The following is a 13662-nucleotide window of genomic DNA, read 5'->3' on the forward strand; positions in this document are numbered from 1 at the left end:
GCTGTCCTACGTGATGTATCGCTACGGTCGCGCCGTGGTCGGATAGGCACTCGCGGGCAGTCCGGTGCCGCCCGGACGGAAGGCCCCCGGGGCGTGTGTGACGGTCGTTTGGACGAACTCGCGCAGGCCCTCTTCGGCGTATTCGCGGCCGAAGCCGCTGTTCTTGATACCGCCGAACGGGGCCCGCAGGGACATGCCGGTGCGGTTGTGGGTGTTGATGAAGGTGAAGCCCGCCTCGATGCGAGCGGCGAACGCGCAGGCGCGGTCTTCGTCGGCCGACCATACCGAGGCGGCCAGGCCGAGGTCGGAATCGTTTGCCCTGGCCAAGACTTCGGCTTCCTCACGATAGGTGAGCAGCGGTACGGCCGGGCCGAACTGCTCGAGGCGGACGAGGTCGGCATCGTCGGGGACCCCGAGCGCGAGGATCGGGTCGAGGAAATAGCCCTCCGAGGTCGGTGCGGTGGCGAGCGTGACAATGTCGGCGCCGCGATTCCTGGCGTCGGTGACGAGTCCGCGCACGCGTTCGGCGGCGGCCGTGGTGGCTACCGGGCCCATGGTGACATCGTCGTCCAGCGGATCACCGACACTCAGGATGCGTTGTGCGGCAGCGATATAGGAGTCGACGAACTCGGCCAGCCGAGTCTGCGGCACATACAGCCGTTTGGCGGCCATGCACACCTGGCCTGCCGTGGCGAAGGAGGCGAGGACCAGGCGTTCGAAATCTGCTGAGGACAGGGCGAAGTCGTCGAGGAACACCGCGGGGTCGTTACCGCCGAGCTCCAGCGTCACGGGCTTGATCGCGCGCCCGGCGGCGGCGGCGATCGCGCGCCCGGCTTCCTCGCCACCGGTGAAGGCGACCTTGCGGACCAGCGGGTGCGCGATCAGCGCGTGCACGGTATCCGCGCCGCCGTGGATCACTGTCGTGGCGGGCAGTAGTTCGGCCGCGGCGGTGACGGTCAGTGGTGCCAGCGGTGACGGTTTGAGCACGACCGCATTGCCCGCGGCGAGTGCGGGCCCCAGCTTGAGCATCGAGAGAATGATCGGGGCGTTCCAGGGGGTGATGGCGGCGACCACTCCGAACGGTCGCGCGGACCAGGTGATCCGGCCGTGCGTGTCGTCGGTTGTCCGCGTGCGGAAGACATCGGCCGCATGGTCGCGCACCCAGCGCAGATAGTGTGCGGCGAAGCCGATTTCGCCCCGGCAATCGGTGACGGGTTTGCCGGTCTCGCGCGCCAGCAGCATCGCCAGGTCGGCACTGCGGTCATCGAGTGCGTCCGCGGCGGTGCCGAGCGCGGCGAACCGGTTCTCGGGCGGACATCGTGACCATTCGCGAAACGTGGAATGTGCCGCGCGTACCACGGCCTCGACCGCATCCGGTGCGGTCGAGGTCACGGTGCCGACGATCTCGCGCGGGTGGGCCGGATTCTCGCGATCGATTCTCACGGCCGGATCTCCAGCGAGTCGAGTAGGCAGGCCCGCCGGAGATAGGCGCGCACGGCGACCGGATCGGCGGCCAGTTCGCGCAGGTGATCGAGGTAGCCGGCGTCGCGTCCGCGCATCCGGGTCCAGTTGTTGTGACTGATGCGCTGAACATGGTCGACGGCAACGTTGCGACGGTGCGCCGCCACCTCGTCGAGCCGGGCATCCGGGCCGCCCTCGATGACATCGGCCAGCGCGGACGCCAACTGGACCGCATCGTGGATTCCGCTGTTCATGCCCAGCCCGCCGAGCGGGTTGTTGACATGGGCCGCGTCACCCATCAGCAGGACCTTGCCGTACCGGAATCGGTCGGTGACCCGCTGGTGCACCCGGTAGAGCGAGGCATGCGTCAGCTGCCACGGCCTGCCGAGGTCGACGACCGCCGCCAAACGCTCTGGCAGCCGCCGCAATTCGTCCTCGTCATCGGTGTCGACCGGGGTCGGCAACAGCACCCGCCAGTGCTGCGGGGTGCGCAGCAGCACCAGCCACTCGTCCGGGTCGAAGACATAGTTGATCGGCGCGATCCCTGGCAGTGCGGCGGTCAGGTCCTCATCGACCGAGGCGACCAGGAAGCGTTCCGGGTAGGTGCTGCCACCGAATTCGACGCCGAGGCCGCGCCGGACAGCGGAATGCGCGCCGTCGGCGCCGATGACCCACTCCGCGTGCACCGGCCCCTTCGCGGTACGCAGCACCACCGAATCGGCGGTGCTGAGCAGCCCGTCCACCCGGTAGCCGAACCGGACATCGGCGTCGGTGCCGAGGGCATCGAGCAGGATGGGCGTGAGTTGGCTCTGTTCGCACTGCACACGGAACGGGAAGGGGGTGTCCTCGGCCAGGACCTCGAGATCCAGGGTGGCGATCTCGCCGCCGCCGCGTTCGCGGTACTGGAAGGTCGAGGCGAGGATGCCCTTGCGTAACAACGCATCGAGGACTCCGAGGTCTCGCAGCATCTCCAGGGTCGGTGGATGGAAGGTGGAGGCCCGCGACTCGGTAGCCAGTTCCTCGCCCTGCTCGAGTACGGTGACCGGGAAACCCCGACGGGCGAGCGTCAGCGCGGCGGTGAGCCCGACCGGCCCGGCGCCCACGACGACAACGGTGGGCTTGCTCATGAGGTGTGCAGGGCGAAGCGGCCTTCGACGCCGACGACGCGAGCACCGGTGAAGAAGCGCAGCGTTTCCGCCGTTCCCTCCTCGCCGAGTCCGGACAGACCCCACGCGGGACGCGGCGTCATCAGGTGCAGGCTCAGGATGGACGAGCCGTTCACCTTCACCTCACCGGCGCGGATCTGTCGAGCGATCCCGAGCGCGTGTTGTTCATCGGCACCGCAGACGTAGCCTTCCAAGCCGTAGGGCACGGCATTGGCCAGCGCCACGGCCTCCTCGACCCGGTGATAGGTGAGGACACCGGCCACCGGTCCGAAGACCTCATCGGGCAGATCACCGTCGAGCAGTGCGGGGGCGAGGAAGTTTCCGGCCTGCGGCACCGCGCCGAAGGTGCGGACTTCGCGGTCGACGAACGATTGACGCACGGTCTGCACATGTTTCGAATGCAGGAGCGGGCCGAACTCGGTCAACGGATCCAGGGGGTCACCGACCCGAAGTCCGGCGAGGCGTCGACCGATCGCGTCGACCAATTCCTCGGCCCGGTCGGCGGGCAGGATCAATCTGCCGAGCGCCCGGCACCATTGGCCGTTCAAGGTGGTCAGCAGTTCGGCGGCCATCCGCGCGGCGGTATCGAGATCGGCGTCGGGCAGTACCACGAGCGGATTGTTTCCGCCGAGCTCGAGCTGGCAGGGCCGAAACATCCCGGCGGACGCGGTGGCGACCGAGCGCCCGCCGCCGAGACCGCCGGTGAACGAGACCGCTTTGATCTCGGGCGCGGCGACGAGTTGTGCGCCCACCTGCGCACCGCCATGCACCAGCTGGAACATGCCGGCGGGCACGTGTTCGGCGATCACCTCCGCCAGTGCCATCGAGCTGTAGGGCGCCAGTTCGCTGACCTTGAGGATCACCGGGCAACCGGCGGCGAGCGCGTTGGCGACTTTATGGGCGGCCATGGGCGCCGGCGCGTTCCACGGCACCAGGCACAGGGCAGGGCCGACCGGCAGCCGATGCACCTCGACCCCGTCTCGGTCCTGGCGCAGTGCTCCGGTGCGCAATTGCTCGGCCGCGAGCCGAAACGACCCCGACACGATCGCACCGAGCAGCGAGGTCTGGGCGATCGGGACGCCGGTCGCGCGCGTATCCAGTTCCGCGATCCAGGGCAGCTGCTCGTCCAGGGCGGCGGCGATCGCGTCGAGAATGTCAGGGGTGATCCGTCCCGCCGCTGTGTCGGCGACCGCGATGGCCCGTTCGACGCGCTCGGTCGCCGTCGCGACCGCCCTGGCGGCGGGTTTCCCGGTGGCCGGATCTTCCAGCACTACACCGAGATCCACGGCCGGGGTGCCCCATTGCCCATCGATCAGGTCGGCGATGTCGGGGAGTTCGGCTGTCATCGGTCCGCCTTCGTCGGTGCGGTGGCGAACAATTCGTTCGCCTTGGCGTCGGTCACGATGCGGGCGACCTCGAGCATGCCGCGCTCGGCCGGGAAGGTCATCACCAATCCCATGGCCAGATCGCGCAGTGCGCGCCCGGCCACTCCGCTCATCCCCGCCGCCGAGGTGCCGCCCGCCTTGAACGCGCCGAGCGCGACCTGGAAGCAGGCTTCGGTCACCGCGCCCTTGCCGAGACGCCACTGGGTGAACACCTCCGACTTCGGTTTGAACGGCGGCTCCGCGGTTTCCACGGTCAGCTGATAGCGCAACCAGAGGTAGGCGGTCTGCAAGTTCCGGGTCATCTCACCGATGAGGACCTGGTGCACGGGGGAGGAGGCGATCGGTTCGCCGGTATCGGCGAAGGTCTTCGTGGTCGTCGCCGCCAGCATCTCGTCGTAGACGTTCTGCGCGCAGCCGGTGTAGACCGCCGCGATGGCGAGTTGGTTGCCGACGAAACTGCCTCTGCTCATGGTGAGCATCTTCGCGAACGCGCCGGGCACCGCCAAGGCTTCGTTTTCGGGAACGAAGACCCCGTCGAGTCGAATGCCGTTGTTGGCGGTGGCCCGCATGCCGAGCCCGTCCCAGGGCGCCCGCACACTCACCCCCGGCGCGTCGCGGGGCACGAAGAAGGTCGCCAGCCCCTCGGCCGTGTCGTATCCCTCGAGCTTGGCCGAGGTCAGGTAGTAGTCGGCCACACCGGTCGCACAGCCGAATGATTTCTCGCCCTGCAGGATCCAGCCACCCTCGACCTTGCGGGCGGTGGTGGCGATGGTGATGTTCGCCGCGGTGGTCTTGATCGCCTCGGAGGCGAAGTTCGCCAGCCACTTGCCTTCGGCCATGCGAGTGAGGACCTTCTCGGCGAAGGCTCGCACAAGGGGGATCTCGTCGTCGGCGAACAGTCCGGCGTCGATGGCCTCCAGCGGCAGCAGGCCGCGTGAGGCGCTGGTGTTGTGGAAGAAGAACGCCAGCGCGGTGGACGGGCAGGCGGTGCCCATCGCGAAGGTGGCGGCGGCCAGATCCCGCAGGGTGCCACCGAGTCCGCCGAACTTCTCCGGCACCACCAACCCGAGTAGTCCGGCCGTGCGCAACAGTTCGACATGGCTCGAGGGGAAGGTGCCGAGCCGATCGGCTTCCTCGGCGGCCGCGCGTAGGGCAGGTAGCACGGCGTCGACCCGTTGTGCGCGTTCGCGTTCGGCGTCGGTCATGTCCTCGACGAGTCGTGCACCGATCATCGGATGATCCCCTCGTGATAGTTGCGGTCGTGGTAGATGAGTGGCGCGGCGGGCCGGGGCGTCGCGGCGTCGCGCACGGACCCGACGACGATGGTGTGGTCGCCCGCGGTGTGGCAGTCGGTGAGTGCGCAGTCGAGCCACGCGACGGCGTCGGTCAATACCGCCGCGCCGGTGCGCGCGATGTCCCAACGCCCGGTGGTGAAACGATCCGCTGGTGCAGGCCGGGCGATGGACGCGAAGCGTCTGCCGATGGCCTCGTGATCGTGCCCGAGGACGTTGACCGCGAAAACGCCGCTCTCGCGGATCTTTCGGCAGGTCGTGCTCGTGGAACGGAGGCATATCGAGATGAGCGGTGGGTCGAGGGACACACTGGTGAACGAACTGGCCGTCATGCCGTGTCGGGTGCCATCGGCTCGGACGGTGGTGACGACCACGACGCCGCTGGCCCATTGGGCCAGGACCGTGCGGAGAATATTAGGCTCCACCTGGATACCCGTTTCGATAGTGGAAACATTGTTCCACTCACGGTAACGCCCGGTGTCGACTCGGCGCAAGCGGAATCCCGATGGGGATGGTGTTTCCCATCGGGAAATCGACGGCTTAGACTGTCGATGTGCCCGAAATCGAATCCGACACCCAGAGCCGGTCGATCGCCGCGGTCGAGCGCGCCATGGATGTGCTGCTGCTGTTCGGCCGTAGCGGTCGACCCGATCTCGGCGTCACCGAGATCGCCACCGAACTCGGTATCACCAAGGCCGCGGTGCACCGCATCCTCACCGCGCTGCGCAATCGCGATCTCATCACCCTCGAACCGACCACGCGCCGCTACGCACTCGGGCATGCCGCCATCGCGCTCGGCCGGGCGTATCTGGCGCGCACCGATCTTCGGGTGATGGCCGCCCCGGAGCTGCGCAGGCTGGCGTCGGTGACCGGCGAGACCGCCACCCTGTCGATTCGCCGCGGCGACACCAGGATGTACGTGGATCAGGTGGTGCCGGATCAGGAATTGCGGATGGAGGTCGTGCTCGGTGTGCCGTACCCGCTGTATGCGGGCAGCTCCTCCAAGGTGATCCTGGCGTTCCTGCGCAAGGAGGAGATCGACGAATATCTGAGCAGGCACGAGTTGACCGCGTTCACCGACGCGACGATCACCACGGTCCGCAAGTTGCGCACGGAACTGAACGCCACGAAGAAGCGTGGTCATGCGATCTCGATGGGAGAGCGTCAGATCGGGGCGGCCTCCATCGCCGCGCCGATCCTCGACCACGACGGCGGGGTCGTGGCAGCGATCAGTGTGTGCGGTCCGCTCTCGCGTTTCCAGCCGCGCATGGCCGACTGTGTTCCGATGCTGCTGAAGGCGGCCGGGGCGATATCGGCCCAATTGGGCTACACGCCGTAGCCACGATTCACAGCTGGGCGCCGGGCTTGATGACACCGAGTACCGCCGCCGCGAGCACGCTGCCCCAGATCAGCCACACATAGGGGAGGCAACCGTCGACGCTGCGCCGCAAGGTGCGCTCGACGGCCTCGCTCGAGCCCTCGGTCATCAGGGTGCCGAAGGCCGCACCGAAGGGGCGCAACGTCATTCGGATGCCGAGCCCCGCGGCGATCGCCAGGGTGTACAGCAGAATTTTCGCGCCGAGCCAGCGCGGGTTGGTCGTCACGCCGAACGGCTCGCTCGCCAGCAGGGCGTAGCCGCCCGCTCCGGCCATGGCCGCGATCACGGCGATCCGGATGGTGAGGTCGGCGCGACGGACCGAGGCGACCTTCCCGTGCGTGCGGTGTGCCTGCACCGCCAGCGCCGACCAGCCTGCGGCGACGATCCACACCAGCACGACCGACCACCAGGGAAACAGGGCGATGCCGAACAGGCTCGCACCGTGTGGCTCCAGGGCCATCAGTGTGATTCCGCTGGGCAGGAACAGGACCAGACAGATCTTCGGCGCCAGGTCCAAGCCGCTCATGATCGTCAGCGCCGTGGCGCGGGCGGGTGGGGTGAGCGCCGGATCGATCACTGACCGGCTGGAATAGAACACACCGAGATCGCCGCCGAGCCAGAACACGAACAGCGTCAGGTGCAGCACGATCCACCAACCGTGCGGATGTTGGCCCATGGGAATCCTCGTCCTCGACTTTCGGGAAACAGTGTTTCCAAGTACCGTTCCGCCATAGTTTCATACCGAAACGCTGTTTCTGCAACCGAAACGGGGGGCTCCATGCGCGCCTTCTTCCTGACCGTCTTCTGTCTGCTCTCGGTGACTGTGACGACACCAGCACCCGCGTCCGCCGAGATCGGCGTCGCACATTTCGAGACCCGCATCGCCGGTGACGCGACGACGGTCTGGTATCCACTGGGCACCGATCGCGCACTACCGGTGGCAGCGGTGCTGCCCGGCGCCGACGTGAAGCGCGAGTACTACGGTCGGTTCGCCACCGAACTCGCCGGATACGGCTTCGTGGTGGTGATTCCCGAGCACTACCCACTGCCGTTCATCGACCGCAGCCTGGCCAGCGAAAACTCGCTCACCGATATCGCGGCGTGGGCACACGCTCAGCCGGGCGACCTGTCCTCACCGGTGCGCACCGTGATCGACCCGGAAACCCTGGTGGCCGCGGGTCATTCCTTCGGCGGCGCGACTGCCCTCTACGCTGCCGCGAATCGATGCCAGATGCCGTTCTGCTTCGGCTTGTCGTATCAGCACCCGCGCGAACTGCGCGCGATCGTCGGCCACGGCACCAACACCACGATCGGCGGCAGTGTGGATCCGGTGACGGTGAACGATATTCCGACGATGCTGATCAACGGCACGCTCGACGGTGTCTCCGAACCAGCCGAGGCCTACGACACCTTCACCCGATTGACCGGCACACCGACCGCGGCCTTCGTCAGGCTTGTCGGGGCAAACCATTTCGGCCTCGTCGATCAGAACAACCCACCCGGTGCCGCACCCGACCATCACGAGGCAACCATGCCTCGTGATCAGTCGGTGCACGCCGCCGCGCAATGGACCGCACTGTGGTTCCGTGCCCAGCTCGGTGATGCCGAGGCGCGCGAGACCATCCAGCGCACCGCCGCGGGATCCGACCCTGCGGTGACCATCGAATTGCGCTGAAACACAGTGCGGCGCTGACGGTTCGGGCGGCAGAACCGTCAGCGGCGTGGCCGATCCGAGGGCTCCGGGCGCAGTACCGCGAGGGCTTCCTCGAGGCTGAGCACATCGGCGTACTTGATGTCGAGGTCGGTGAGGTTGGCCTCGTGCAGGGCGGCGTCACGATCGCCGCAGGCGTCGGCGACGACCAGCGGCCGGAAACCGTGCTGCATCGCATCGGTCGCGGAGGCGCGCACGCAACCGCTGGTGGTGAGACCGACGATGACGAGGGTGTCGACGCGTCGGGCGGCCAGGGTCGCCGCCAGCGCAGTGGCGTGGAAGGCGCTCGGGTACTGCTTGGTGATCACCACGTCGCCGGGGGCCGGTGCCGGGTCGTCGAGAAAGTCGCCGAGCGGATTGCCCTGCTCGAATACTCGGAGCACGGGCACTTTGCGGCGGAACAGCCCGCCGTCGGGACCGTTCGGTTCGAAATGCACGCGGGTGAAGATCACCGGCAGCCCGGATTCCCGTGCCTGCGCGACGATGTCGGCGGCGGCGCGTACCGCGTCCTCCACCGGTGCGCGCAGCGGTGAGCCGTCGGTGACGTAGGCGGCGCAGATGTCGACCACCAGTACGGCGGGGGAGTTGCCCGCGCCGAGGCGCGCGCTGTAGCCGGAGCGACGGTAGTCGCCCGCACGATCGGTCATGGCGAGCTCCTTCTCAGAGAATGCCGTCGGCGGCGAGTTGATCGATGGCGTTCTCGTCGAGACCGAGCAGACCGCCGTAGACGTCCTGGTTGTGCTCGCCGAGCTCCGGGCCGGGGTGACGCACCGAGCCCGGGGTCTCGCTCAGTTTCGGGAAGACGTTCTGCATCGGCAGCTCGCCGAACTCCGGATGCGCGAGTCGCACGATGGCCTCGCGCGCGGCGAAGTGCGGGTCGGTGAACATATCTCGCGCGGTGAAGATCCGGCCCGCGGGTACGCCCGCCGCGTGCAACTGCTCGAGCAGCGCATCGGTCTCGAACGTCGCGGTCCACGCGGCGATCAGGTCGTCCAATTCGGTCATCCGGGCGCCGCGGGCGCTGTGTGTCGCATACCGTTCGTCGGTCGCGAGTTCGGAGCGGCCCATGGCCTCGACGAGGCGGGCGAAGACGGTGTCCTGGTTCGCGGCAACCAGGATCATCTCGCCACCGAGGGTGGGGTAGATATTGCTGGGTGCGACATTCGGCAGCACCGACCCGGTGCGCTCACGCTGATACCCGGTGACCGCGAATTCGGGCAGCAGCGACTCCATCATCGCGAGCACCGCCTCGTAGATGGCCGAGTCCACCATCTGGCCGCGCCCGGTATTCGCGCGGTGATGCACCGCGGCGAGGGTGCCGATGGTGGCGAAGACCGCGGCGAGCGAGTCGCCGAGCGAGATGCCCGCTCGGGCCGGGGCATGGTCGGGATCGCCGGTCACATAGCGAATTCCGCCCATGGCCTCCCCGATGGAGCCGTATCCGGCGCGCGGCGAGTACGGCCCGGACTGGCCGTATCCGGTGACACGCACCATGATCAGCCCGGGATTGTGCTCGCGTAGCCGGTCGAATCCGAGGCCCCAGCGTTCCATGGTGCCGGGCCGGAAGTTCTCGATCACGATATCGGCGCGCTCGATCAGCTGGCGTGCCAGCTGCTGCCCGGCGGGATCGCGAAGGTCGCAGGTCACCGACTTCTTGTTCCTGGCCACCACCGGCCACCACAGCGACTTGCCCGCCGACTGCTCCCGGCCCCACTGCCGCATCGGGTCGCCGGTGCCGGGGGATTCCAGCTTGATCACCTCGGCGCCGAGGTCGCCGAGTAGCTGGCCGCAGAACGGTCCGGCGAGCAGCTGTCCCATCTCCACCACTCTCAGATCGGCAAGCGGACCCGTCGGTGTTGTCGCCTCGACTGCCATGTGGTGGTCTCCATTCCGTGATATCTGCGTCGATGTCGCGGTGGACATATCGCGAACCCTCAATTTGGATACAATGTATCCCTTAGCGGAACGGAGCGGCAAGATGGCTACTTACCCCCGCGACGAAAGCGTTGTGTCGACAGCAAATCTGGAGGATCTGTGAACGTCACATTGGTCGAGGTCGCGCCGAGGGACGGCCTGCAGAACGAGCCGGTCATCGTCACGGTCGAGGACAAGATTCGGTTGGTGCAACGCAGCGTCGACGCCGGCTTGCGTCGGATCGAGGCGGTCAGCTTCGTCCACCCGAAGCGGGTGCCGCAGATGGCGGACGCGGAGGCCGTCATGGCGGGAGTGCCACGGATCGACGGCGTGTCCTACGCCGGGCTGGTATTCAACGACCGCGGCTTGGATCGCGCACTGGCGGCGGGTGTCGACGAGATCAATGTGGTGGTCGTAGCCACGGATTCGTTCAGTCGGCGCAACCAGGGATGCTCGACCGAGCAGGGGGTCGACCACTGGTTGGCGTTGGCGGCAAGGGCGAAAGAGGCGGGGGTGCGCCGCACGGTGACGATCGCCGCGGCGTTCGGCTGCCCCTTCGAGGGAAGCGTCGCCGAATCGACGGTGCTGGAACTCGTGCGCCGAGTCGCAGAGGCGCAACCCGAGGAGATCGCGCTCGCCGACACGATCGGCGTCGGCACCCCGGATCAAGTCAGCGCGCTGGCCACCGGCGCGGCGAAGATCGCCCCGGACGCGGACCTGCGGTTCCACTTCCACAACACCCGAAACACCGGCTACGCCAATGCTATTGCGGCACTGAACGCCGGCGTCCGCATCCTGGACACCAGCACCGGTGGCATCGGCGGCTGTCCCTTCGCACCCGCCGCGACGGGCAATATCGCCACCGAGGACCTGCTGTACACGCTGCACCGGATGGGCATCGAGACCGGCGTGCAGATCGAACGGGTCATCGAAACCGGTTCGTGGCTGGGCGAATTGCTCGGCCGGCCGGTGCCCGCTCTCCTCGGCCGAGCCGGTCTGTTCCCGGAACCGGCCCGAACCGCACCGGTCGACGCGTAACCGTTGCGCACCGCGGCGCCGCACCGGGTACAGTGTCTCGCGGGGGCGTCGCTACCGCGCCTCGCGCAGCAGCGCCATCACAGCGTCCAGGCCGGGCTGACTCGCCAGATCGGCGACCACCGTGCTGATCTCGTCCGCCCGATCGCCGGAGAAGGTGCGCTCGGTGTTGAGCCGGAACTTGGTAGCGAGTTCGTTCCCGGACAGCGGATTACCGGGACCACCCCGGTTCACCTCGACGCGCTCGGTACGGACGCGACCGTCGTGCAACCAGGCCGTGAGGACAGCGGGAAACTGCTGAGGGAAGATCGCGTCGCAGCGCGGATCCGCGACACAGGTGACCCGAGCCGCGAGGGCGAGCCGGTCGGGGTCCGCGGCGGCCGCATCGGTGAAGTCCTGGTGGAACACGCCGAGGCCGCCACCACCGAGTAGCGCGGCCGCCACGGTGTACGGGCCGGAAAAGGCAGCGTGGTAGCCCGATTTCGGGCGGATCTTGTCGGCGTGCGGTTCGCCGATGGTGCGCAATACCGCGGTCGGTACACCGAGTTCGAGGCGCTCGATGTCGTCGGCGGTGATGCCATCGGCGCGCAGCCGCAGTGCCGCGTCGATGCCCGCGTGGGTGAAATGATTGCAGGGGTAGGGCTTGAAGAACACACCGGGCAGCTCCCAGTGCGTGCCGAGACCGTCGAGGATCGCGGCCGGGTTGCTCTGCTCGCCGCAGAACGCTTGCAGCAGGCCGAATCGTCCCTCGAAGACCGTCGGTGGCCCGGTCAGCCCGGCGCGCGCGAGGGCGGCGGCGGTGACCGCGGAGTGTGCGGCCCACCCGCAGTGCACCCGCTTCACCGTGCCGCCGGTGCGGTTGGCTTCCAGTAGACCCGAGCCCATACTCGCCGCGATGCCGATCGCGTGGGCGATGCCGTCGGCATCGGCGCCGGACAGCATCGCGGCGGTCGCGGCGCCACCGAGGGTGCCGCAGATGGCGGTCGCGTGCAGGCCACGTTCGAAGAAGACCGAATTGCCCAGCGCTTCGTCGTAGCCCGCCATGCCTACGCGGACCGCGATTTCCACCCCGACGGCGATGGCATCCAGCAGCGCGGCACCATCGGCACTGCGGGATTCGGCGACCGCGAGGGCGGCGGGCACCACCGTCGCCGAGGGATGCAGGACCGCCGGCAGATGCGTGTCGTCGAAATCCATGGCGTGCGCGAGTGTCCCGCCGAGTAGCGCGGCACTCGCGTCAGGCCAGCGACCCGGCAGGCCGAGTGCGGTGGCCCGAGGTGCGCCGCCCCACTCCGTGATCACCGTGCGCACGGCGTGTGCCGGTGCCGTCCCGAGCGCGGCGATGCTGTTGCCCAAAACGTCCAGCACTCGCTGCGCCGCGTTCGCGCGCAGCTGGTCCCCGACCCCACGCTCGCGCGCCGATGCGGCGAAGGCGGCCACCCGCGCCACGATGGTGGTGTCGTTCATCGGCTGACCGCCGCGAGCGGGCGGATAGGGGAGCCGGTTCCGCCCACAATGCGCAACGGGGCGAGCAGGAACGCGAATTCACTGATCCCGGCATCGGCGAGATCCTCCAGCGCGAGGTGCTCCATGATGTAGATGCCGGATTCGACGAGCAGCACCCGATGCACCGGCAAGATGCTGTGGCCTGCCCCCGGCGCTATGCACTCGTAGGCAGTGGTATCGGAACCGGTCGCCGACACCTCGTGCTCGGCGAGCCAGCGTGCGGCGTCGACGCCGATCCCCGGGACGCCGGTCTCCCGGCCCAGGTAGGCGCCGGGTTCGTCGAACAGCCGCGACCATCCTGTGCGGATCAGCGCGACGTCGCCCGCCGTCACCTGGACTCGCGCCTGCCGGGCCGCCGCTTCCAGATCGTCCACCGTGATCTCGTAGCCACCGGGGAGAGTGTCGGTCTCGTGCACCCGCGCGATGTCGAGCAGTACGCCGCGGCGCAGCATGCCGGGCAGATGTTCGGCGCCGTGCGCGCTGAACTTGCCGCCGCGCTGGGCCTCCTGCGCGTCGACCCCGCCGTGTAGTGCGCCGTCCTGGCTGACGTGGCTGAGTGCGTCGATGTGGGTGCCGACATGCCCGCCGGTCACGATGATCTCGTTGGCTGCCGAGCCGCCGTCGGCACGCACCATGTCACCGTGCCTGCGGGCCAGCGTCATCCGGAAGCCGGGATGATTCGGCGAGCACGGCATACCGGTGAAGAAGGGCTGTCCCAACTCGATCAACCGGATATCGCCGCGCACGGCCACGATCAACGGATCGATGGCGGCTTCTTCGGGCACGGCGGACTCCTGTGATCGTTGTGTCGTTG

Annotated in this window: 13 protein-coding genes; 3 read left to right on the top strand and 10 right to left on the bottom strand. The window is 68.2% G+C overall.

Annotation, left to right across the window (positions count from 1 at the left end; translation table 11 throughout):
- Nucleotides 1–21: 21 nt before the first annotated feature.
- From ACFWUR_RS23160 to ACFWUR_RS23180, 5 genes are read right to left on the bottom strand one after another with little or no spacing between them, the layout of a single operon-like run.
- Nucleotides 22–1443 (bottom strand): aldehyde dehydrogenase family protein, encoded by a 1422-nt coding sequence (locus ACFWUR_RS23160; RefSeq protein WP_378909508.1) that lies wholly within the window; start codon nucleotides 1441–1443, stop codon nucleotides 22–24.
- Nucleotides 1440–2588 (bottom strand): FAD-dependent oxidoreductase, encoded by a 1149-nt coding sequence (locus ACFWUR_RS23165; RefSeq protein ID WP_378909509.1) that lies wholly within the window; start codon nucleotides 2586–2588, stop codon nucleotides 1440–1442. The genes ACFWUR_RS23160 and ACFWUR_RS23165 overlap by 4 nt, the downstream gene beginning before the upstream one ends.
- Nucleotides 2585–3973 (bottom strand): aldehyde dehydrogenase family protein, encoded by a 1389-nt coding sequence (locus ACFWUR_RS23170; protein ID WP_378909511.1) that lies wholly within the window; start codon nucleotides 3971–3973, stop codon nucleotides 2585–2587. Before ACFWUR_RS23170 ends, ACFWUR_RS23165 begins: the two co-directional genes overlap by 4 nt.
- Nucleotides 3970–5244, bottom strand: a complete 1275-nt coding sequence (locus tag ACFWUR_RS23175; RefSeq protein ID WP_378909513.1) for an acyl-CoA dehydrogenase family protein — start codon at nucleotides 5242–5244, stop codon at nucleotides 3970–3972. Before ACFWUR_RS23175 ends, ACFWUR_RS23170 begins: the two co-directional genes overlap by 4 nt.
- A complete protein-coding gene (locus ACFWUR_RS23180; RefSeq protein WP_378909515.1) occupies nucleotides 5241–5729 on the bottom strand; it encodes a flavin reductase family protein in 489 nt (162 codons plus the stop codon). The genes ACFWUR_RS23175 and ACFWUR_RS23180 overlap by 4 nt, the downstream gene beginning before the upstream one ends.
- Before the next feature lie 128 nt (nucleotides 5730–5857).
- Between ACFWUR_RS23180 and ACFWUR_RS23185 the strand changes: the two genes are divergently transcribed.
- A complete protein-coding gene (locus ACFWUR_RS23185; protein WP_378909516.1) occupies nucleotides 5858–6643 on the top strand; it encodes an IclR family transcriptional regulator in 786 nt (261 codons plus the stop codon).
- A 7-nt stretch (nucleotides 6644–6650) separates the two neighbouring features.
- Here ACFWUR_RS23185 and ACFWUR_RS23190 read toward each other — a convergent pair whose 3' ends face one another.
- On the bottom strand, nucleotides 6651–7358 hold the full coding sequence (locus ACFWUR_RS23190; RefSeq protein WP_378909518.1) for a hypothetical protein: 708 nt from the start codon (nucleotides 7356–7358) through the stop codon (nucleotides 6651–6653).
- A gap of 102 nt (nucleotides 7359–7460) precedes the next feature.
- Here ACFWUR_RS23190 and ACFWUR_RS23195 point away from each other — a divergent pair, with 102 nt between their 5' ends.
- Nucleotides 7461–8357 (top strand): alpha/beta hydrolase family protein, encoded by an 897-nt coding sequence (locus ACFWUR_RS23195; RefSeq protein ID WP_378909519.1) that lies wholly within the window; start codon nucleotides 7461–7463, stop codon nucleotides 8355–8357.
- Between the two features lie 38 nt (nucleotides 8358–8395).
- On the opposite strand, the gene ACFWUR_RS23200 is transcribed toward ACFWUR_RS23195, so the two are convergent.
- Together ACFWUR_RS23200 and ACFWUR_RS23205 are read right to left on the bottom strand one after the other, a co-directional pair.
- Nucleotides 8396–9040, bottom strand: a complete 645-nt coding sequence (locus tag ACFWUR_RS23200; protein ID WP_378909520.1) for an isochorismatase family protein — start codon at nucleotides 9038–9040, stop codon at nucleotides 8396–8398.
- A 13-nt stretch (nucleotides 9041–9053) separates the two neighbouring features.
- Entirely contained in the window at nucleotides 9054–10268 is a 1215-nt protein-coding gene (locus ACFWUR_RS23205) for a CaiB/BaiF CoA transferase family protein (protein ID WP_378909522.1), read from the bottom strand.
- A gap of 159 nt (nucleotides 10269–10427) precedes the next feature.
- Here ACFWUR_RS23205 and ACFWUR_RS23210 point away from each other — a divergent pair, with 159 nt between their 5' ends.
- A complete protein-coding gene (locus tag ACFWUR_RS23210) occupies nucleotides 10428–11345 on the top strand; it encodes a hydroxymethylglutaryl-CoA lyase (RefSeq protein WP_378909523.1) in 918 nt (305 codons plus the stop codon).
- A 51-nt stretch (nucleotides 11346–11396) separates the two neighbouring features.
- On the opposite strand, the gene ACFWUR_RS23215 is transcribed toward ACFWUR_RS23210, so the two are convergent.
- The gene (locus ACFWUR_RS23215; protein ID WP_378909524.1) at nucleotides 11397–12809 is read right to left on the bottom strand and encodes an MmgE/PrpD family protein; all 1413 of its coding nucleotides are present in this window, start codon (nucleotides 12807–12809) and stop codon (nucleotides 11397–11399) included.
- Nucleotides 12806–13633, bottom strand: coding sequence for a cyclase family protein (locus ACFWUR_RS23220; protein WP_378909526.1), 828 nt, complete (start codon nucleotides 13631–13633; stop codon nucleotides 12806–12808). The genes ACFWUR_RS23215 and ACFWUR_RS23220 overlap by 4 nt, the downstream gene beginning before the upstream one ends.
- Nucleotides 13634–13662: the final 29 nt, after the last annotated feature.

It is taken from the genome of Nocardia sp. NPDC058633, assembly GCF_042717045.1.
Lineage (GTDB): Bacteria > Actinomycetota > Actinomycetes > Mycobacteriales > Mycobacteriaceae > Nocardia.

Bases quoted from the DNA above. Each gene is read 5' to 3' on its own strand.
- ACFWUR_RS23165 (WP_378909509.1), bottom strand. From the start codon at position 2,588: ATGAGCAAGCCCACCGTTGTCGTCGTGGGCGCCGGGCCGGTCGGGCTC.
- ACFWUR_RS23170 (WP_378909511.1), bottom strand. From the start codon at position 3,973: ATGACAGCCGAACTCCCCGACATCGCCGACCTGATCGATGGGCAATGG.
- ACFWUR_RS23175 (WP_378909513.1), bottom strand. From the start codon at position 5,244: ATGATCGGTGCACGACTCGTCGAGGACATGACCGACGCCGAACGCGAA.
- ACFWUR_RS23190 (WP_378909518.1), bottom strand. From the start codon at position 7,358: ATGGGCCAACATCCGCACGGTTGGTGGATCGTGCTGCACCTGACGCTG.
- ACFWUR_RS23195 (WP_378909519.1), top strand. From the start codon at position 7,461: ATGCGCGCCTTCTTCCTGACCGTCTTCTGTCTGCTCTCGGTGACTGTG.
- ACFWUR_RS23200 (WP_378909520.1), bottom strand. From the start codon at position 9,040: ATGACCGATCGTGCGGGCGACTACCGTCGCTCCGGCTACAGCGCGCGC.
- ACFWUR_RS23205 (WP_378909522.1), bottom strand. From the start codon at position 10,268: ATGGCAGTCGAGGCGACAACACCGACGGGTCCGCTTGCCGATCTGAGA.
- ACFWUR_RS23215 (WP_378909524.1), bottom strand. From the start codon at position 12,809: ATGAACGACACCACCATCGTGGCGCGGGTGGCCGCCTTCGCCGCATCG.